This is a genomic window from Sphingobium sp. B1D7B (assembly GCF_025961965.1).
Classification (GTDB): Bacteria; Pseudomonadota; Alphaproteobacteria; order Sphingomonadales; family Sphingomonadaceae; genus Sphingobium.
Window position 1 is genome coordinate 3,392,344 of sequence record NZ_JAOQOR010000001.1, and the last position, 19,467, is coordinate 3,411,810.

21 protein-coding genes are annotated in these 19,467 nt (G+C 64.2%); 10 read left to right on the forward strand and 11 right to left on the reverse strand.

Annotated elements, in window-relative coordinates; all coding sequences use genetic code 11:
* Nucleotides 1-79 precede the first annotated feature (79 nt).
* Both M2336_RS15855 and epsC read right to left on the reverse strand, forming a co-directional pair.
* Nucleotides 80-436 carry a DUF2794 domain-containing protein gene (locus M2336_RS15855; RefSeq protein WP_181560149.1) on the reverse strand — a complete coding sequence of 119 codons (357 nt, stop codon included), beginning with the start codon at nt 434-436 and terminating at the stop codon, nt 80-82.
* The gene (gene epsC / locus M2336_RS15860; protein ID WP_181560150.1) at nt 436-1,137 is read right to left on the reverse strand and encodes a serine O-acetyltransferase EpsC; all 702 of its coding nucleotides are present in this window, start codon (nt 1,135-1,137) and stop codon (nt 436-438) included. Before epsC ends, M2336_RS15855 begins: the two co-directional genes overlap by 1 nt.
* A 172-nt stretch (nt 1,138-1,309) precedes the next feature.
* Between epsC and M2336_RS15865 the strand changes: the two genes are divergently transcribed.
* Both M2336_RS15865 and M2336_RS15870 read left to right on the forward strand, forming a co-directional pair.
* A complete protein-coding gene (locus M2336_RS15865) occupies nt 1,310-2,071 on the forward strand; it encodes a sulfite exporter TauE/SafE family protein (protein WP_181561460.1) in 762 nt (253 codons plus the stop codon).
* Between the two features lie 39 nt (nt 2,072-2,110).
* Nucleotides 2,111-3,040 carry a hydrogen peroxide-inducible genes activator gene (locus M2336_RS15870; RefSeq protein ID WP_264573228.1) on the forward strand — a complete coding sequence of 310 codons (930 nt, stop codon included), beginning with the start codon at nt 2,111-2,113 and terminating at the stop codon, nt 3,038-3,040.
* Between the two features lie 12 nt (nt 3,041-3,052).
* Here M2336_RS15870 and M2336_RS15875 read toward each other — a convergent pair whose 3' ends face one another.
* The 3 genes from M2336_RS15875 to pgsA are packed head-to-tail and all read right to left on the reverse strand — an operon-like array spanning nt 3,053 to nt 4,354.
* Nucleotides 3,053-3,532 carry a molybdenum cofactor biosynthesis protein MoaE gene (locus tag M2336_RS15875; protein WP_264573229.1) on the reverse strand — a complete coding sequence of 160 codons (480 nt, stop codon included), beginning with the start codon at nt 3,530-3,532 and terminating at the stop codon, nt 3,053-3,055.
* A complete protein-coding gene (gene moaD / locus M2336_RS15880) occupies nt 3,525-3,785 on the reverse strand; it encodes a molybdopterin converting factor subunit 1 (RefSeq protein ID WP_264573230.1) in 261 nt (86 codons plus the stop codon). The genes M2336_RS15875 and moaD overlap by 8 nt, the downstream gene beginning before the upstream one ends.
* A 2-nt stretch (nt 3,786-3,787) precedes the next feature.
* Nucleotides 3,788-4,354, reverse strand: a complete 567-nt coding sequence (pgsA, locus tag M2336_RS15885) for a CDP-diacylglycerol--glycerol-3-phosphate 3-phosphatidyltransferase (protein ID WP_264574898.1) — start codon at nt 4,352-4,354, stop codon at nt 3,788-3,790.
* A gap of 140 nt (nt 4,355-4,494) precedes the next feature.
* Between pgsA and M2336_RS15890 the strand changes: the two genes are divergently transcribed.
* On the forward strand, nt 4,495-5,817 hold the full coding sequence (locus M2336_RS15890; protein WP_264570830.1) for an MFS transporter: 1,323 nt from the start codon (nt 4,495-4,497) through the stop codon (nt 5,815-5,817).
* A 4-nt stretch (nt 5,818-5,821) separates the two neighbouring features.
* Here the strand turns inward: M2336_RS15890 and M2336_RS15895 are convergent, their stop codons facing one another.
* The gene (locus tag M2336_RS15895) at nt 5,822-6,016 is read right to left on the reverse strand and encodes a hypothetical protein (RefSeq protein ID WP_181560155.1); all 195 of its coding nucleotides are present in this window, start codon (nt 6,014-6,016) and stop codon (nt 5,822-5,824) included.
* Between the two features lie 517 nt (nt 6,017-6,533).
* Between M2336_RS15895 and M2336_RS15900 the strand changes: the two genes are divergently transcribed.
* From M2336_RS15900 to M2336_RS15925, 6 genes are all read left to right on the forward strand, one after another.
* The gene (locus tag M2336_RS15900; RefSeq protein WP_264573231.1) at nt 6,534-8,153 is read left to right on the forward strand and encodes a transferrin-binding protein-like solute binding protein; all 1,620 of its coding nucleotides are present in this window, start codon (nt 6,534-6,536) and stop codon (nt 8,151-8,153) included.
* 31 nt (nt 8,154-8,184) lie between these two features.
* Nucleotides 8,185-9,552 (forward strand): surface lipoprotein assembly modifier, encoded by a 1,368-nt coding sequence (locus M2336_RS15905; protein WP_264573232.1) that lies wholly within the window; start codon nt 8,185-8,187, stop codon nt 9,550-9,552.
* 57 nt (nt 9,553-9,609) lie between these two features.
* Nucleotides 9,610-10,332 carry a DUF2334 domain-containing protein gene (locus M2336_RS15910; protein ID WP_264573233.1) on the forward strand — a complete coding sequence of 241 codons (723 nt, stop codon included), beginning with the start codon at nt 9,610-9,612 and terminating at the stop codon, nt 10,330-10,332.
* Nucleotides 10,332-11,456 (forward strand): glycosyltransferase, encoded by a 1,125-nt coding sequence (locus tag M2336_RS15915; protein ID WP_264573234.1) that lies wholly within the window; start codon nt 10,332-10,334, stop codon nt 11,454-11,456. The genes M2336_RS15910 and M2336_RS15915 overlap by 1 nt, the downstream gene beginning before the upstream one ends.
* 73 nt (nt 11,457-11,529) lie before the next feature.
* Entirely contained in the window at nt 11,530-12,468 is a 939-nt protein-coding gene (locus M2336_RS15920; protein WP_264573235.1) for a hypothetical protein, read from the forward strand.
* A gap of 55 nt (nt 12,469-12,523) precedes the next feature.
* Entirely contained in the window at nt 12,524-13,717 is a 1,194-nt protein-coding gene (locus M2336_RS15925) for a glycosyltransferase (RefSeq protein ID WP_264570836.1), read from the forward strand.
* Between the two features lie 36 nt (nt 13,718-13,753).
* Here M2336_RS15925 and M2336_RS15930 read toward each other — a convergent pair whose 3' ends face one another.
* Nucleotides 13,754-14,278, reverse strand: a complete 525-nt coding sequence (locus tag M2336_RS15930) for a DUF2141 domain-containing protein (protein WP_181560162.1) — start codon at nt 14,276-14,278, stop codon at nt 13,754-13,756.
* 39 nt (nt 14,279-14,317) lie between these two features.
* Here M2336_RS15930 and M2336_RS15935 point away from each other — a divergent pair, with 39 nt between their 5' ends.
* Nucleotides 14,318-14,449 (forward strand): hypothetical protein, encoded by a 132-nt coding sequence (locus M2336_RS15935; protein ID WP_264573236.1) that lies wholly within the window; start codon nt 14,318-14,320, stop codon nt 14,447-14,449.
* A 128-nt stretch (nt 14,450-14,577) separates the two neighbouring features.
* On the opposite strand, the gene M2336_RS15940 is transcribed toward M2336_RS15935, so the two are convergent.
* The 4 genes from M2336_RS15940 to M2336_RS15955 all read right to left on the reverse strand — a co-directional run bounded on the left by M2336_RS15940 (nt 14,578) and on the right by M2336_RS15955 (nt 19,416).
* Nucleotides 14,578-16,482 carry a TonB-dependent receptor gene (locus M2336_RS15940; protein WP_264593193.1) on the reverse strand — a complete coding sequence of 635 codons (1,905 nt, stop codon included), beginning with the start codon at nt 16,480-16,482 and terminating at the stop codon, nt 14,578-14,580.
* 335 nt (nt 16,483-16,817) lie between these two features.
* Nucleotides 16,818-17,609 (reverse strand): glutathione S-transferase family protein, encoded by a 792-nt coding sequence (locus tag M2336_RS15945; RefSeq protein WP_264593194.1) that lies wholly within the window; start codon nt 17,607-17,609, stop codon nt 16,818-16,820.
* Between the two features lie 42 nt (nt 17,610-17,651).
* Nucleotides 17,652-18,425 carry a glutathione S-transferase family protein gene (locus M2336_RS15950; RefSeq protein ID WP_264593195.1) on the reverse strand — a complete coding sequence of 258 codons (774 nt, stop codon included), beginning with the start codon at nt 18,423-18,425 and terminating at the stop codon, nt 17,652-17,654.
* 76 nt (nt 18,426-18,501) lie between these two features.
* Nucleotides 18,502-19,416, reverse strand: a complete 915-nt coding sequence (locus M2336_RS15955) for an SDR family NAD(P)-dependent oxidoreductase (RefSeq protein ID WP_181560166.1) — start codon at nt 19,414-19,416, stop codon at nt 18,502-18,504.
* Nucleotides 19,417-19,467 lie beyond the last annotated feature (51 nt).

Below are 19,467 nucleotides of genomic sequence, written 5' to 3' on the forward strand. Positions count from 1 at the left end.
AATGTCGGACGCCGGTATGACAGTTTGATGACAGTTTTGCGACAGTCGGGTGAGAGACCTGGCGGCGACGCGCCTGCCCCTAATCCTCGATCAGCTTCATCAGCCGGCGTTCGACAGGCGCCAGAATTCCGGCCAGTTCCTGCCCCCGGCGCAGGATCACGCCATTCTCGCCGATCAGCGCCCACATGCCCTGACGGTTGCGCAGAGACGGGCGCTTCTCGATGCGCACCTCCGGGCGTTCCGCCGTGCGGCGGAAGGCGGAAAAGATCGCGACGTCCCGATTGAGATCGATGGCATAATCGCGCCACTGCCCGGCCGCGACCATGCGTCCGTACAGATCCATGATGCGCGAGAGTTCCAGTCGGTCGAAACTCGTCTGCGTGGGCGGGCTATTGGCCGGTGTGGGCCGGGGAGGAAATGGTGTGACGTTGCTCATCAAGCCGAGGTGCGGGACTGGCCGTCAGCGCCGTCCGCGCGCCGGGCTTCCTGCTCGGCGACCAGATCCGCCAACCGCTTGCGCAGCACTTCGACCTCGCACTGGAGGATTTCCAGCTTCTGCGTCGCCGGATCGTAGGTCTCGCTGCAGGGCGTACCATAAGGCGTGAACGGCTTTTGATATTCCTTGGCATCGACCAGCGTCGCGCGGGCTGGAATGCCGATCATTACCGCGCCCGCCGGCACGTCCTTGGTCACCACGGCATTGGCCCCCACCCGCGCGCGCTCACCCACGGTGATCGGGCCGAGCACCTGCGAGCCCGATCCGATGATCGCGCCGTCGCAGATCGTCGGGTGGCGCTTGCCGGCGATTCCATTCGCCGGATCGGTGCCGCCCAGCGTCACGCACTGGTAGATGGTGACATTGTCGCCAATCAGCGCCGTTTCGCCGATGACCGTGAAGCCGTGATCGATAAAGAAATTCTTTCCGATCGTCGCACCCGGGTGAATGTCGATCGCGGTCAGGAAGCGGGAAAAATGATTGACCAGACGCGCAAGGAAGAAGAGCCGCCAGCGAAACAGCTGATGCGCGACCCGATGCAGGCCGAGCGCCCAGACTCCTGGATAAATAAGGATTTCCAGCCGCGAGCGCGGCGCGGGATCGCGCTCTTTCACGGAATCGAGATAGGACAAAAGCCCCATGGCAAAGCGTCCCTTGCTGGCCGACAAGAGCAGCTATCTAGTCGCGATGCGTTGAAATTTCTAGAGCGTTGCCAGGATTAGGCCCAAGGACAATTTCCTTGCCAAGCCGGAAACGGCGGGCCTATTGTCCAGTGAGTTAATTGAGAAAGGCTTGCCCTTGCCCGACGCCTGGATGGATTTTGCGCTGATGCTGTTGCCCTTCGTGGCCGTCGGCTTCGGTGCGCAGATAATCGATGGCGCGCTCGGCATGGCCTATGGCGTCATTTCCAGCAGCCTCCTGCTCGCGCTCGGTGTTCCGCCCAAGGCAGCCTCCGCCAGCGTTCATGCCGCGGAGACCTGCACCACCGCCGTCTCCGCGATCAGCCATGTTCTGCATGGCAATGTCGACTGGAAGCTGTTCTGGAAGCTGGTGGTTCCCGGGATGATCGGCGGCGTTGCGGGCGCCTATTTCCTCTCGAATATCGATGGCGAGCTGATCCGGCCCTATATCCTCTCCTACCTTGCCTTTATCGGACTCTGGCTGCTGTGGCGCGGGCTGCGTCATACCGAGGCGCATGTGCGCGACCCCCGGTTCGTGTCCCCGCTCGGCCTCCTCGGCGGCTTTCTTGATGCCTCCGGTGGCGGCGGATGGGGTCCGGTCGTGACCTCGAACTTGCTGATCCAGGGCACCAGCCCGCGCCACACCATCGGCACGGTCAACACGGTCGAGTTCTTCCTGACGCTGTCGATCAGCATCACCTTCCTCGTCCATCTCGGCTGGGAGACGTTCACGACCGCCACGACCGGCCTGTTGATTGGCGGCGTGCTGGCGGCGCCGCTCGGCGCCTGGATCGCCAAGCATGTTCCAGCCCGGCCTCTGCTCATCATGGTCGGTTGCGTACTGACTCTGACGACCGGGTACGGCATCCTGCGCTCGCTTGAACTGATCGGCTAGATCGATTAAATTGTCCCTTTCCAGCGGAAAGGGCGATCAATGTCGATCTACATGCCGACCCTCAAGCAGCTCCAATATCTGGTTGCGCTGAAGGAACATGGCCATTTCGGGCGTGCGGCGGATGCGTGCTTCGTCACCCAGTCCACCCTCTCGGCAGGCATCCGCGAACTGGAATCGCTTATCGGCGTCACCTTGGTCGAGCGAACCCGCCGTATCGTGCGCTTCACGGCGCTGGGCGACCGCATCGTCACCAAGGCCCACCGCGTGCTGCGCGAGGCCGAAGAACTTGCCGCCATTGCGCAGGCCTCCGGCACGCCGCTGGTCGGCGAATTGCGGATGAGCGTCATCCCGACTATTGCACCGTTTCTCCTCCCCCGGCTGTTGCCCAAATTGCGCGAAGAGCGCCCGGCGCTGCAGCTTTATCTCCGCGAGGAAACCAGCCACGCGGCGCTCGACTCGTTGCGCCACGGCCATGCAGATTGCGTGCTGCTCGCCCTGCCCTTTCCCTGCGGCGATGCGGAAATCGAGGTGCTGTTCGATGATGCGCTGTTCGTGGCCTTCCCCAAGGACGATCCACGCGATCCGCCGGCCCTGATCACGCCCGAGATGATCGACGGCAACCGCCTGCTGCTGCTGGAGGATGGCCACTGCCTGAAGGAACATGCGCTGGCTGCTTGCAACCGCGCGGAGTTGCGCACCGAGGCGACCATCACCGGCACGTCGCTGCATACGCTGGTGCAAATGGTGGATAATGGCCTGGGGCTGACCTTGCTGCCGGACATGGCGATAAGGGGCGGCATTCTTGCCAACACCAAGATCACCGCGCGGCCGATCCAGTCGCCGAGCGCCCATCGCGAGATCGCCCTGGTCTGGCGGCGCAACTCGCCGCGAGAAGCCGACTTCCGATTGATGGCTGACATTCTGCGCAACGCCGCGACCAGCCAGCAGGAGACAGCCGAGGCCGCCTGAGCGCGGCGGCCGTCAGATCGGGTCCAGCCGCCCCTGCCGCCAGATCGCGGCGCGCGCGTCGTCGGCGCCTTTCGCTTCGACCCAGCCGGCCGAGCCGTCATGCCGGATTTCCTGCTTCCAGAAGGGCGCTGAGACTTTCAGCCAGTCGATGAGAAACGCACAGGATTCGAGCGCAGCGACGCGGTGGGCCGAGGCGGTGCCAACGAAGACGATCCGCGCGCCGACCGGCAGTTCACCGAACCGGTGGATCACCGTCACGCCGAGCAGCGGCCAGCGGGCGCAGGCCTCTTCGACCACCGCTCCGATCTGTGCTTGCGTCATCGCGGGATAATGCTCCAGCCGGAGCGCGCGCAGCCCGCCATCATCGCGCACCAGCCCCGTAAAGCTCGCGATCCCGCCGCCCTCCAGGCCTTCCAGCCGGGCCAGCTCGCGGCCGGGATCGAAATCCTCCGCCGTGACGCGCAGCGAGATCGAGGGGGTGGCGTCAGCCACCGGTCACGGGCGGAAAGATCGCCAGCTCGCGCGCCTGGCCGATGGCAGTGTCCAAGGGCACGAACTTCTGGTCCAGCGCCGCGCGCAGACGCGCTCGGTCAGCAAAGGCCGCCGCATGACCAGCGCTACCGGCTGCCAAGGCATCGAGAAGTTGCGCAACGGTCGTCTCCGGCGATGGCACGGGCTGCTTCTCCTCATCCACGCCGATCCGCTCGCGCACCCAGGCGAAATAGAGAATCGTGATGTCGGCCATGTTCAGACCGTCATGTGCTTGAGGCCGGCGCGCAGATAATCCCAGCCGGTAAGCAGGGTCAGCAACGCTGCCGCCCACAGGGTGACGAGGCCGGCAAGCTGGATGAACGCGATGTGCGGCAATCCGCCCGCCAGAATGAGCGCGCCCAGCGACACAAGCTGAAACGCCGTCTTCCATTTCGCGAGGCGCGAAACCGGGACGGAAATCCGCAGGCCCGCGAGAAACTCCCGCAGGCCGGAGACCGCAATCTCCCGCAGCAGGATCACGAGCGCGGCGATGATATGGACGCCGTTGATGTTCTGGTTGGCACACAGGATGAGAATCACCGCGCCGATCATGATCTTGTCCGCGATCGGATCGAGGAACACGCCGAGCTTGGAGACCGTGCCCTGCGCGCGAGCGAGATAGCCATCGAAATAATCGGTAATGCCCATCAGGCAGTAAAGCGCAAACGCCGCGAGATAGCCGATGCGCCAGGCATGGACCGAATCCGCCGGCCACAGCAGGGCCACAAGCAGGGGCACGGCGAGAATCCGCGAGAGGGTGAGAATGTTTGGCAAGAACTTCACGACAATGCGGGTGCCACAGCCGCCGAGCGCAGACAAGGGGCTGCGCGATGCGGCATCCAATGTCTTTTCAGCTGCCCATTTCGCCGCTAGAAGCCCGGCGACGGCGCGAGTCCGGCCGGATCACAAGAGTTCACGCACTTATGCAGGCATCCCTGCGGCTGCTCGGCCACCGGAAGTTTCTGCCCCTGTTCGTCACTCAGTTCCTCGGGGCCTTCAACGATAATCTCTTCAAGACTGCGATGATCCTGTTCGCGACCTATGGCGTGTTTCAGGACCCGCAGCAGGAATCGGCGTTCAATGCGGTCGCGACCGGGCTGTTCGTGCTGCCCTTCTTCCTGCTCTCGGCGCTCTCCGGCCAGCTTGCGGACAATATCGACAAGTCCAGGATCATCCGCACGGTCAAGCTCGCGGAAATCCTGATCATGACGGTCGGTGCGGCCGGCCTGCTGGTGAGCGCGCGGCACCCAATGACCGGCGTTGGCCTCATGCTGACCGCATTGCTGGCGATGGGCGTTCACTCGACCTTCTTCGGGCCGATCAAATATGCGATTCTCCCTCAGCATCTGGAGCAGGATCAGGTGCTCGGCGGGACGGGGCTCGTCGAAGCCGGCACCTATATCGCCATTCTGACCGGGACGATCGTCGCGGGCTGGATCAGCCCGACCGCCGCGGCGTGCGGCGTCCTCATCATCGCGATGATCGGCTACCTCTCGGGCCGCATGGTGCCGCCCGCCCCGCGCGTCGGGCCGCCGATCGACATGGATTACAATATCTTCCGGGCCTCCTGGCGCCTGATCTCGGCAACCATGCACATCCGCCGCCTGTTCCTGGCGATCATGTCGATCAGCTTCTTCTGGATGATCGCCACGGTGCTGGTCATCATCTTCCCGCCGCTGGTGAAAAATGAGTTCACCGCGACCAAGGAAGTCGCGAGCATGTTCCTCGCGATCTTCTCGATCGGCGTGGCGGTAGGATCGGTGGCGGTCAACCGCCTGCTCGGTGGCGTCGTCTCCGCCCGTTACTCCCCCATCTCGGTGCTGATGATGGCCGGCTTCATCTGGTTCTTCTCCTATGCCTCCGGCGACTGGGTCCGCGCGCCCGCCGATACGCTCTATACGGTCCGCGATTTTCTCGCCGCACCACATAGCTGGCGCATCGTGATCGCTTTGTTCGGCATCGCGACGTTCGGCGGCATGTTCGTTGTGCCGCTCTACGCCTTCCTCACCACCACGGTGAGCAAGGACCAGACCGCGCGGACAGTCGCCGCCAACAATGTCGTCAACTCAGGCGCGATGGTCTTCGGCGCGCTCGTCATCATGGCCGCGACCAGCGCGGGCCTGAGCAACCGGGAAGCACTGCTCATCATGTGTGGCATGTGCGGCATCTGCGCCCTGCTGGCGCTGAAGCTTCACCGGGCGTGCGAAGCGGACCTGGCAGCCGCGCGGGAAGCCGGCGGCCGCTGAGTCCTCACACGATGAACGTGTAGGCGACCGTAAAGAACGCCGCGAAGCTCAGCACAAACAACTTCCAGTCCTTGTCTTCGTCCGGCGCAGGGCGGGCTTGCGACGTCGCGTCCGGCGCAGGCCGGAACACATGGCGGGGAAGCGACTGGCGAAACGGATGTCTCGCCTCTTCGTGAGTCAGAACGGGGGCGCGTCTCATAGTTAAGAACTGTTAACCATTCTAACCCGGCAGGGAAGCCCGGAAGATGGTTAACGCGCCGTGCGGCACCCCGAGGCGCAAATTTGCGGTGAAATTTTACCGACTTCGCCTCCAACCATCTCAAAAACGGACCCAGTTCCAAGATGATAAACTTTTCGTCAATTATATTTGGCCAACGTCCGGACACAAACCCTCGAACCGTCTCGCGCTCATTAATCCGGAGTTTCGCCCCGTCATGGTCAAGCAGAGCAAGTGGGCTATGCCCCTCCTCATCACTCTTCTGACCACCGCCTGCGGAGGCGGTGGAGCGGGCGGCGTCAATTCCACGCCGACCCCGACACCGACGCCGACTCCCACAGCTACCCCGACACCGACGCCGGCCCCGACGCCTACCCCTACGCCGACTCCCACACCTACCCCGACACCGACTCCCACTCCCACGCCGACGCCGACCCCCACCCCGACGCCGGCGCCCGCCCCCAGCCCGAACCCGATTGTCGGGCCGAATACGAGCCTGATGGGGCCGCTGCAGAGCCAGACGTTCACCAGCAATGGCGGCAATCTTTCCGGCCGCTTCTATGCCGATGAGCGGCCGGTCGAGAATGGCCAGTCGGCCCGGGGCACGCTCTCGATCTCCTATAACGCCGCCACGCAGAGCTATTCCATCGCCACGGCCAACCGCAGCGCCACCTTCGCCCCAGCCGATCTGGTCGCGTCCGGATCCCCGGCGTTTATCAGCTTCCAGAAGCTCGGCACGACCAGCGAGGCACTGACGCTGACACGGCCCGGCACATCGGGAGAACTGACCTATCGCTATGTCGGCGGCGGCGCATGGGAGCGCGCCACGGTCTCCGGTAACACCCTCGACTTCACCTATGATCCGTTCACTTATGGCATCCAGACGCCTGCCGGCCAGCTCCAGCCATCCGGCACCGGGCGTTATGCCGTGAGCCTCGTCGGTGCGCGGGCGATCGATTCTCCCTTTGCGGTCGCGGGGAGCGGCGCCCTGCAGATCGACTTCCAGAGCGGCGCCCTGACCAGCAGCGGCGTGCTGACCACGATCGACGTGGACACCGGCCTCATCAAGGGCATCGGCGCCTATTTCGGTGAGGCAGCGCTGACCAGTGGCACCACCGCCTTTTCCGGCAACTTCTTCATGGATGACGGCAAGCGCTTCAACGGCGGTTGGGACGGTCGCTTCTACGGGCCCAATGGCGAGGAAGTCGGCGCGACCTGGTATCTCTATAGCGCCGACGGCGAGGTGACCGCCGGCTATATGCTGGGCCGGCAGGACAGCACAGTGGCCGGGCTTAACATGTCGCTCACCGCCCTGCAGTTCGACGACAGCTTCGAGCACCGGTTCAGCCAGCTCAGCCTGACCGATATGGGCAGCGGAAACAGCGCGAACAATGCAGCACTGCTCCGCTCCAACGGGCTGTTCACCTACAACGCCGCGCAGGGCAGCTACCGCTATCAGGATAGCGACCGGGGCATCGACACGACATTCGGTTCCGCCAGCCTGGACTCGGCGGCCTCCTCGAATGCACTCGCGGTCTACAAGATCACCGGCGGGGATGGCCTGTCCTACACGCTCTCGCTCAACAAGGCCGGCGCGGGCAACACCGCCATTGCGCTCAGCTATGCGAGCTTCGGGCGCTGGGAGCGCGCGCAAGCACCGGGCAGCGACCGGCTCGACCGCTGGTTCGCCTGGGGAATCCGCACCAACGGCTTCCAGATCCCGACCGGATCGGGCAGCTTCACGGGCATCATTCGCGGCACGGCGGCGCAGTTCGGCGGCGGCGCGACCTATGCGCTGAGCGGAACGAGCAACTTCGCCGTCAATTTCGGCGCCGGCACATTCACTGGCTCGCTCAACCCGATCGGCAAGAGCAATTTCGACGGCAGCACCCGCAATTTCGGCACGTTTACCTTCGACCGCGGGGTCATGGACATCGACGCCGGACTGACGGCGGACGTCGTGAACGGCAGCAATGCCTATCTCGGCTTCTTCGAGGGCGCTCTCTACGGCCCGACGGCGACGGAGATCGGCGGCACCTTCGGCTTCCAGACCGCGCCGGGCGATACCAGCAGCACATATTATCTAAGCGGCGCGACGGTGGGCAAACGCACCAATTGATTTGTCCATAGCGCACCGGCAAGGGCCTGCCATGACATTGCGACGACTGAGTTGGCTGGGGCTGATCCCAGGCCTGTGCCTGCATGCCCCGCTGGAAGCGCAGGCGCAGGCCCAACCGCCCGCTGGCAGCACGCCGACCGTTTCCGAAGACGCCAGGTCCATCTCCGGCCTCAATGCTGCGCAACTGTTCGACCTCGCCGATCAGGCGCGCGTCGCGGGGCGGCTGGAGGATGCCGAGACCATCTATCGTGCGCTTGCCCGCGATCCTGATCTCAAGGTCCGCTCCGAAGCGCGCTTTCGCCTGGGCATGATGCTCGATGAGCAGGGCCGGCAGACCGATGCCGCCCTCGCCTTCCGCGCTATCTTGGATGAGGAGCCGGGCGCGACCCGCGTGCGGCTGGAACTCGCGCGCGTGCTGGCGGCAATGGGCGATGAAAGCCGCGCCCGCCAGCAATTGCGGCAGGCGCAAGCCAATGGCTTGCCGCCGGACGTGCAGCAGGTGGTGGATCGGTTCGCCGCCGCACTGCGCTCCAACCGGCGCTTCGGCGGCAATTTCGAACTGGCCATGGCGCCGGACAGCAACATCAACCGCGCCACCGATGCCAAGGAGCTGGATACGGTCATCGCCCCGCTCACGCTGGATGAGGATGCGCGGGAGCAATCGGGCATTGGCCTGCGCCTCTCAGGGCAGGTCTATGCCCGTGTCGGGCTGGGCCAGGGACTGACGCTGGTGCCGCGGCTCTCGGGCGATGGCACCTTCTATCGCGCCAGTCAGTTCAACGACCTTTCCGGCAGTGCCCTGCTGGGGCTGGAGTGGCAACGGGGGCGCAGCCGCCTCATGCCTTCTGCCGGCGTCACCTGGCGCACTTATGGCGGCAAGGCTTATGCTCGCACGGAGACGGCCGATCTCCGCTGGACGCAGCGCATCGGGCGGCGGGCGCAAAGCGATGTCGGCTTTTCCTACGGCCGGTCCCATTACAATCGCAACGCCCTGCAGGATGGCGCGCTCTACAATCTGAGCGCCGGCATCGAGCGCGCGCTGTCTGCCCGCAGCGGCGTCGGCATTCAGCTGAGCGGCACGCGGCAGACCGCGCGCGATCCCGGCTATGCGACCGCCTCGGGCGGGGCGACCTTGCTCGGCTGGCGGGACATGGGCCGAACGACCCTGTTCGCCAATGCCACGGTGCGGCGGCTAGAAGCCGATGCCCGGCTGGCTCTGTTCCCGGAGCGCCGCAAGGAGTGGTTTCTGCGCGGATCGGTCGGCGCGACCTTCCGCCAGATCGAGGTGGCAGGCTTCTCGCCGGTCGTGCGGCTGGCCTATGAGCGTAATATCTCGACGGTCGGCATCTACGATTATCGGCGCACGACCGTGGATCTGGGCATCACCCGCGCCTTCTGACTCTGCCCCATGCGGTGGGGCGTGACGGCGCGCGGGAAAGGGTGTAACGGCTCGCCCATGCCTCGTTTGCTCGCCTCGATCCATGATGTGACGCCGCATTTTGAAAGCGAAGTCGATGCGCTGTTCGACCGCCTGAGCGGCCTGCTCGGTGGTCCGCGCATCGCCATGCTGGTGGTGCCCGATTTCGAAGACAAGGCGCCGCTCGCCGGCAATGCCGCCTTTGCCGGCAAATTGCGCCGTTGGGCCGATGCCGGGGTGGAAATGTTTCTGCACGGCTGGTGCCACCGCGACGATGCCCGCGAAAAGGGCTTCATGCAGAAGCACATGACGGCCGGCGCCGGTGAGTTCGCGCAGCTCTCGCGGGAGGAAGCGCGTCGCCGGCTGGAGCGTGGTCGCCCGATCGTGGAGGACGCTATCGGCCGGCCCGTGACCGGGTTCATCGCCCCGGCCTGGCTCTACTCGCAGGATAGCCTGCAGGCGCTCGCCGATTGCGGCTTCCCGCTCGCCGAGGATCATCTCAAGGTCTGGCAGCCGGAAACGGGCCTTGTCGTCGCCAAGGGGCCGGTCATCACCTGGGCCAGCCGCACGAAGGGCAGGATCGCCAGTTCGCTGATCGTCGCCGCCGCCGCCCGCGCCGCGCCCTGGGCGCTGCCCAATGCTCGCATCGCGGTGCATCCGCCTGACACCACCGTACCCGCTTTGCTCGACAGCATCGACGCGACCTACAGCAAGTTCATGCGCACTCACACGCCCGCGCGCTACGCGGATCTTGCCGCCTGATGGGTGACGAGAGGCCGTTGTTCGTCCTGAGCGTGCTCCACAGCCTCGAACCGGGCGGGGTCGAGCGCGATCTGCTGCGCTTTACCAAGGCCTGGCGAGAGGCTGGGCTCGATGCCCGCATCGCGCTTGGCCGGTGGGAAGGCCGGCTGCAGGAAGAGGCGCCGGACGTCCCCTATATCATCCCGCCCCCGGGCCGGCTCGCGCGGATCGAGACCGAGAGCCTCTGGATGATGATCAAGCTGCCGGGCATTGTGCGGCGGTTGAAGCCCGATGTGCTGTTCTTCCCCAGCAACGGGCTGATGGCGGTGGCTGCGGTCACGCGCCTTGTTCTGGGCAAGAGCTGCCCGCCCATCGTGCTGCGCCCGAGCAACAGCCTCGACGAGCGCCACAGCAGCCCGCTGCGACGGCGGCTGAGCCGGTTCATCATGCATGGCCACAGCCATATCTATGCGGCTGTTGTCGCGATGGCGCCGCCGGTTCGTGACGAGATCGAAACCGAGATGGGCGTCCCACCTGAGCGGATCGCCATCATTCACAATGCCTCGATGACGGCGGCGGTGGCGCAGCGTCTGGCCACTCTGCGCGACGCCACGCCCCGCAATCACCCGGGCCGGCATTTCCTCGGCGTGGGGCGCCTCTTCCCGCAAAAGAACTTCGAGCTGCTGCTGGATGCCTTTGCACGGATCGCGCGGCCGGACGACCGGCTGACGATCGTGGGTGAAGGCCCCCTCCGCGCCACACTGGAAGCGAAGGCGCAGGCGCTCGGCGTCGCCGCGCAGCTTAGCCTTCCCGGCCATCACAACCCTGTCGACCCCTGGTTTGCGCAGGCCGACGCCTTCATCCTGTCCTCGGACTTCGAAGGCGTGCCGGCGGTCATCGCGGAGGCGCTGGCAGCCGCCATTCCCATCGTCGCGACGGATTGCACCATCGCCATGCCGATGATGATGGAGGATGTGGGCACGCTGGTTCCAATCAAGGATGTCTCGGCTCTCGCCGCCGCCATGGATCGCGTGTGCGACCAGAAGCCGCAGATATCCGCCATGCGCGCGCGTGCATCCCTGTTCACGATGGAGGCGACGCTAGAGAAGTGGATCGCCCTCTTCCGCCGTGTTGTGGGGAAATAGACTTTGACCCCGGCCAGATTGTTGCTATCCGCAGCGCGGACGCGATCGGGCCTTATCAAGTAAGCAAACACACATGCAGACACCAGCCCCTGCTCCGTCGAGCGACGATCCTTCCAAAGACCCGATCCCGCTTCCTGTCCGCCAGACCTCGTGGTGGGTGTGGATCACCCCGGCGCTGTCCATTGCCATTCTTGCGGTTGTCATCTGGCAGTTCCGCTCGTTCCGCCTTGACGATCTGTTGCAGACCATCCCGGCCAATCCTTTGTTCTGGGTCGCCTTTTTCGGCTATTATTTCACGGGCCTGGCCTTTGATTTCATCATCTTCCGCTGGCTTTGGCATATTCCGGGCGAAGGCCTCGTCGCCCTTGCGCGCAAGAACGTCACCAACGAGCTGATCGTCGATTATCTCGGCGAGGCCTATTTCTACAGTTGGGCACGCAAGAAGATCAAAATGGAGGGTTCGCCCTTCGGCGCCGTCAAGGACGTCGCGATCCTCTCCGCCGTGGTGTCCAACATCTTCACGCTCGCGATGATGGCCTTGGTCTATCCTTATGCGAAGAGCCTGAACCTCGGCATCACCAGTTCCGCCCTGGCCGCATCGGTCGGCGTCATCATGGTCGTCTCCCTGCTGGTTTTCGTGTTCAGCAAGCGCATCTTCAGCCTCACGCGCACGCAACTCTGGGCCATTTCCGGCCTGCATTTCGCGCGACTGCTGGTCGGCAACGTCCTGCTCGCGGTGGTGTGGAGCCTGGCCCTGCCGGACGTGGCGCTGGGGTGGTGGCTGGTGCTGGCCACGGTGCGAATGCTGCTCTCGCGCCTGCCACTGATCAGCAACAAGGATATCATCTTCGCAGCGGTCGCCGTGTTCGCGGTCGGGCAAGACAGCGAGATCCACATTCTCATCGCGCTCATCACCACCCTCATCCTGCTGACCCATCTCGTCATCGGTGCGGTGCTGGCCATCGGTGATCTCGCCACGATCAGGGTTGGCAGAAAAGAAAAGCGGGCCTGATGGCAGGATCGCGCGACAAGGTGGACGCCATGTGCGCCCGCGCCGGGTGACATCCATGCGCATTGTGGATGTCGCCGCCTTCTACACGCCCTATGGAGGCGGCGTAAAAACCTACATCGACCGCAAGCTTCTCGCCGGACCTGCGGCGGGGCATGAGGTGGTGGTGATCGCACCAGGGCCGGGGTTCCGCGTTGAGGATCATGGCCCCAATGCGCGGATCATCTACCTGGAGAACCCTCAATTTCCATTGGACCGGCGTTACCATTATTTCCGCGACGTCGACACGTTGCACGATACGCTGAGCCAACTCGAACCCGACGTCGTCGAATGCTCCTCGCCCTGGCGCAGCGCCCGCTTTGTAGGTGAGTGGCCAGGCAAAGCACCGCGGGCGCTGGTGATGCATGCCGATCCCATGTCGGCTTATGCCTATCGCTGGTTCGATCCTTTCCTGCCCCGTCCGGCCATTGACCGCGCTTTCGGCATGTTCTGGCGCCACCTTAAGCGAATGGACCAGCTGTTCGACGGCTCGATCACGACTGGCGAGGACCAGACCAATCGCCTGCTGGCGGGTGGGATGAAACGGGTCGTGACCAATCCCATGGGCGTCCAGCCAGGCATTTTCTCTCCGGACTTTCGAGATGAAGAGTTGCGCGCGCGCCTCCTTGCGCGCTGCGACCTGCCGCCCGAAGCAACGCTGCTGCTGGGGGCTGGGCGGCACGGCCCGGAGAAGCGCTGGCCTATGGTGATCCAGGCCGTGACCATGGCGGGGAACAAGGCGCCGGTCGGCCTCGTGATTGCCGGCGATGGGCGCGATCGCGCGCGTGTGGCCCGCGCCGCCGCGCAAATCCCGCACGTCCATCTGCTCTCACCAATCTCGGACAGGCAGGCAGTCGCGCGTCTTTTCGCCAGCTGCGATGCTCTGATCCATGGCTGCGAGGCGGAGGTGTTCTGCACCGTCGGCGGTGAGGCGCGTGCGGCCGGCCTGCCCCTCATCATGCCGGATCGTGGCGGCGCTGCGGATCACGCCCGCTTGTGCGAAGGGTGGCTGTACAAATCAGCCGATCCCACAGCCGCAGCCAAGGCGATCCTGGACTTCATTGCCACGCCCAAGGAAGAGGTGCGCGCCAAAGCCCTCCATTATGCGCAACATGTGCGCACCATCGACGAGCATTTCGCCGATCTGTTCGCTTATTATCAGCAGCTCGTCGACAATCCCGTCGTGCGACGGACGGGCACGCTGGCAGCCTGAATCGCGAGGGCGGCTAGGCCAGCCCTCCCCTTTCCGCTACTTCTTCAGCGGGCCAAAGCAGACCAGACTGCGACGATATTGCATGGTGACGTTGATCGTGGTCGGGCCATTGCCGACGGTCGCCCGCGCATCGCGGCCCTTGGGCTGGCCCCAGCACAGCTTGGGATCACCCGGAAAAGCGACGCCATCCACCGACAGGCCGAGCTTTCGGTTGGAATCGCGGTCATGCAGCAGGCTCAGCGTGTAGGTGCCCGCGCTCGGCGCGCGGATGCACAGCACGACCGGGCCGCTGGCCGGCACCTTCATCTCGGCGCGACGGAAGGGCTTGCCCGCCATGAGCAGGACATTGTCGTCGGCGAGGAAATCCTCGTCGCTATTGGGATAAAGCTCAACGCGAACCAGACCCTGACGGTCCTTCAACCCGTTGATGTTGATCATATAGGCCGGGCCGCTTTCATTCGCGCGGCAGCGCCCTTCGGCCATCCCCAGCGTGGGGCTGGACGGGATATATTGCGGCGATCCTGCGGCCGCCGCCGCGGCAAGCAACACACTCAGTGTCATCAGCACTCATTCTCCTGCACCGGGCAGACCCCGCACCGCATGGCACGCGATCCGCACTGGCTCAAACTACCAAAGGCCCGGCTCAAAGCCGGTACCGACAAGGGCGCAGAGGCCCGTTGCGACAAGCTGAAAGCCTATCTGCATGACATCATCCGGCTCGGCAATGCCTGACTGGCACGGACAGTTACAGCGTCAGCGCGTCCGTGAACCGTTACAATGCCGCGCCGACCTGAAAGATCCATGGCATGGCGCGCCTGAACACAGGATGGATCGGCCCTTGTTCGCCCCTTGGGGAGCGGCTACCGGATGCTGCGCTTGATGGTCAGATATGCGACCAGGTGACTCTCGCGATGACGCAGTTCGCGCTCATAGGGCATCAGCGAGCGCCGATCCGGATCGTAGAAGTCGCGCACGCGCCGCTTGCCGCCATCCAGCAGGTTCTCGCTGCCGAGCGTCACCGTCCAACGGGAATTCGGGCGATATTCGACAAAGGCGGCGACATTGGGCGCGATCCCCCGGTTGAAGTCCACCTCGTCGATCCGATAGCTGTCCGACCCGCTATTGCCGGTCATGCTCGTGCCCCAGGCGAAGCGGCCCAGATCCTGCCGGAAGCGCGCCTCGTAGTAGAAGGGCGCATAGCCGGAAAAGGGGCGATAGCGCAGCGTGTACGGATCCCGCACGGAGGTATCGATGTAGGAGCCATAAAGGGTGAGCCGCCCGCCTTTGACGCCCAGCCGGGAGAGCGGCAGATCGATATTGGCCGCCGCGCTGAACTGGGTGCCGTCCCCCAGATTGCCCGGCGCATCGAACCCCTCCGGCGTCGGCACGCGGTCCTGAACCTTTGCGATGAAATCATAGCCCAGATCGAGCGTGATGCGCCCGTCACCCGGCAAGGCGCGATCAACGCTCAGCTTGAACTCCCAGGCCCGTTGCGGGAGGAGATCGGGATTGCCACCGTTCACCCGGTCCGCCGAAAGCTCCGCGGCGCTGACGAAATCCTCGAAATCGAGCTGCGCCACGGTCCGTTCGGCGCTGATCTGGCTGTGCCAGGCGCCGTCACGCCAATCCAGCGCGACCTTGGGCTTGACGAAGTCGAGGGTCCGACGGGCGCTGACATCGCCCCTTACGCTGAGGCGCGAGCGTTCATAGGCAAGGCCCAAATCGATCCGCAGCCGGGATGACAGCGGCCGGCCCGCATTGGCGAAGGCCTCGCCGCGATCCTCCGTCACCACCGCGTGGCTGACGGGCAGATCATAAACCGTGACGGCCCCATCGGGATCGACGGAAAACAGATCCACTTGGCCATCCAGCCGGGTGCGGACGCCCTCCACGCCTGTCTCGACGGTCCAGCCCGAGAATGCCGTGCCATTCCAGCTCAGGCGCGCCAGCGTCTCGTCCCGCCAGTCATGCTGGTTCTGAAAAAGGCCGCCCAGATCGTCTCCTGCCAGACTGGCCTCGGTCGCTTGATCGCGCAGGCTGCGATATCGCCGGGAGGCCAGACCGAGCAGCTTGATGCCGCCCGAACCGAGCGGGCGCGTGATATCCCCGCTGACTTCCATGGTGCGGGTAAACCAACGCTGCACAAGGGCGTCGTTGCGCTCGGATCCATTAGCGGATTGTACAAAGCTGCTTTGCGTCAGGTCATCATAATTGAGGTTGAGACTGGCGCTAAGATTGACCGTGCGATGCTCCCCCTCGTTCAACGTCCACCGCACGGAGCCGGACGGCTGGGGATTGCGGAAGCGGCTGAACTTCTCGCGATATTCCTGCTCGGCCCCGCCGGGCAGCGCGACCAGCTGGTCGAACCCCTCCTCCGATGTCGCAGCATTTTTAACGGCGAGTGCGACGTTGAAAGTCGAAGCGCCCCGATTCCACAGCGCTGAGATGCTTGCTTCCGGGAGGATCGCGCCGCGATATTCCCGGCGCAAGGTCGTCTCAACCGTCGCGGCGAGCCCGCCCTCCTGCGACAGCACGACATTGGCGACCAGCGCGCGACCGGCATAATCCGTCCCGAACCGATCGCCCGAGGCGAGTTCGATGCGGACGACGCGGGCGGCGGGTATGCGCGAGAGCAGCGTGCCGAGCGTCTCGCTCTTGGCATTGGGCCGTCGGCCATTGATCACGACATTACCTGCCGCCTGCCGAAAACCGCGAATCTCGGCATCGCCTTCGTCCAGTGTGAAGCCGGGCACCAGGGAGATCATCTCCAGCGCATTGCTGGGTGCGGAGGGGCTAAAAAAAGCGGCCTCGTAAACGGAGCCGCGCGATTGGTCTGCAGGCTGCCCCTGTGCCGGCGCTGGCAAGGCTGCACCGGCCAGACACGCATATCCAAAGATCAGCCACTTGCGGCGTGACAAACCAGATCCCCCAAGGCGATACCCACACCGGCTCTCGGGAAGCCGACCGGCCTGCTCGCTCCCACAGGCCAAGTCCCTCATTATGGTTAACAATTCCTCATGTCATGGCCCGAAGATGCATCTTGCCAAGAAAGCATGAAGGATGTGGCAATCAGATCATAGCATGCTAAGCAATTTGCGGGTTAAGCGGCAAGGCCCAGTTCTTTATCGGTCGCGGGGCGGCCCCATTTGTCTCGGGGAGGCATGGGGCGGTTGCGCCAGTCGAAATCCGGGGAGAAGCTGGAAATGGCGCGCCCTTCGGGTATGCGACCGTTGCCGCCGCCCTGGCTATAATCATAATAGAGCTTGATCAGCTCTTCATGACTGCGGTGCTGGGCGGCCGGATGCGCGACGCAGGCCGCGCGCCAGCGCAACACCCGGTCGAACTGGGCGGGCACCTCATAATCTTCGTAATATTCGAGGAACCACAGCCGTTTGAACATCGGCGTGAAGGCGACCTCCGCCCAGCCGAAGCGATCCTCGAACAGAAAGTCGACGCCCGTGGCGTAGCGGCGCAGGAACGCATCCACCTTGCCAAACTCCGCGTCCACAGCCGCGCGCATTTCCTCGCGCTTGTCGGCATCGCGGTTGAGGATCATGCGGTAACCCGCGCCCGAGAACGGGCCGGACAGCTCCGCCAGCATTCCCTCGACGGCGTGGTGGAACGGGTCGGGATGCGCGACGGCAGGCTGCGGGTATCGCTGCTCAAGATAGCGCAGGATGACCATGCTCTCCTTAAGGCTCTCGCCATTCTCTACATCGAGCAGCGGCAGCGCCGTGGTGCCGCCGCTCTTGGCCAGCAGCCAGTCCGGGCGCGGCTTGGAGATGTCGATCTCGACATCCTTCAGCGCCACGCCCTTGAGCGCCATCATGATCTCGATGCGCTCCGAGAAGGGGCAGCCGGGAATGTGGTAGATGGTGAGATCCTGCGTCATGCCCGGTGCGCCTCGTCGTCTGTGTCTGATTGCCGCCGCGGTTCAGGCCGCGGGCTGCGGCTTGGCCTTGAGCAGATCCTCGCTCTTGGCCTTCTCGAACATGGCCTTGATCGCCGGACGCTCGTTGATGCGCGCCAGCCAGGCGCACAGGCCGGGCGTCTTCTGCTCGTTCACATAGTCGCCGAAGAAGCCGCCGGGACGCTGGAGACCATTGGCAATAGCGAAGTTGCAGATGTCTGCGAGGCTAAAGCCGCTGTCGACCAGATAGTCCTGCTTGGAGAGCGTCTCCTCCAGCCGCTGGACCGACACGTCGACCTTGCGGAACTCCTCGTCCAGCATTTCCTGCGGGAAACCGTTGCGGGCGCGGCGCCACTTCACCTGCTGCTCGGGGATCGTCACCTTATTGGTGACATGATCCTCGAACTCCTCGTCGGTCATCTTCTGGGCGATTGCCTTGATGCCGAATGCCCAGCCGATGGTGGAGACGCACCAGCAGAAATACTCGTCCACCCATTTGGTCCACACGCGCATTTCCGCGCGCTTGAACGGATCGGCGGGGCGCAGCGATGTGCCGGCATCCGGAAACACGTCTTCAAGATATTCGCAGATTACGGTGGATTCGGTGACGACCTGGCCATCATGCCAGAGCGCCGGCACCTGGCCGCGCGGATTGATCTTCTTGAACCAGTCCGAATGCTGCTCGAATTTGGCGGGGTCGACGAACACGGGCTCGAATTCGAGGCCCTTCTCATAGAGCGTCGCGAGCGGCTTGAGCGAATTGGCGCCGGGGCCAAAGCTGTACAATTTGAGGGTCATGTTTCTCTCCGATAGTTCTTAGCGCGACCATGGCTTCGCATGGCGCCCCAGCGCAATTCGATCGCGCAATGCGATATTATTCGCCCTTCTTGCCGTCAGCGAAGACGCGGGTGCGGTCGCGGCCCCAATTGATCAGCGCCTCGGTGCGCAGACGCGCGCCCTCGGGGTCGCTCTCGATCGGCGCGACGGACTCGATGATCGCCTGGAAATGCTTCTCCAGCCCCTCGCGCACTTCCGGATAGGGAATGATGTAGAGCGCGTTTTCCTGAATGCCCTTCATGATCGCCTCGCCCAGCTTCTCGGGATCGAGCCCGTGCTGGTGGATCGAGTGCAGGGAGGCGATGGAATCGTCATTCTCGACATAGCCGCTCGACCCGAACTTCTCAGGACGCAGGCGGCTCGCCTCGGCGATGTTGGAGCGGATATTGGCCGGCGTGCAGACCGAGACGCCAATATCATATTGCGCCAGACCCTGCCGGTAGCCTTCCATCAGGTTGATGCTTGCCGCCTTTGCCGCCGAATATGGGCCGGCCAGCGCGCTGCCCATGAATCCGCCGAGCGAGGACACTGTCACGATATGCCCCGGCACACCCGCCGCGATCATGCGCGGGACGAAGGTGACCATGCCATTGATGACGCCGCCGAGGTTGACGCCGACAATCCAGTCAAAGTCATCATAGGTCGTCTTCTCGATCGGCCCGAAGCTGTTGACGCCAGCGGTGTTGGACAGGATCGTCGGTGCGCGCCCGAAAACGGATTCGACCTCGTCCGCTGCCTTCGCATAGGCGTCGCGGTCCATGATATCGAGCTTGATGCCGTGGGCGCGGATGCCCTCTGCCCGCAGCTTCTCAAGGGCGGCGTCGATAGCTTCCGCGCGCACATCGGCAATAACAATCTCAGCGCCGGCGCGTCCGAACACGGTTGCCTGGCCGAAGCCGGCACCCGAAGCGCCACCGGTGATGAAAGCCAGTTGGCCCTTTAAATCCTTCATGCAATCCACTCCTCGCTCCGGTCATCCGACGGGAGACTGACCTGTTATGCC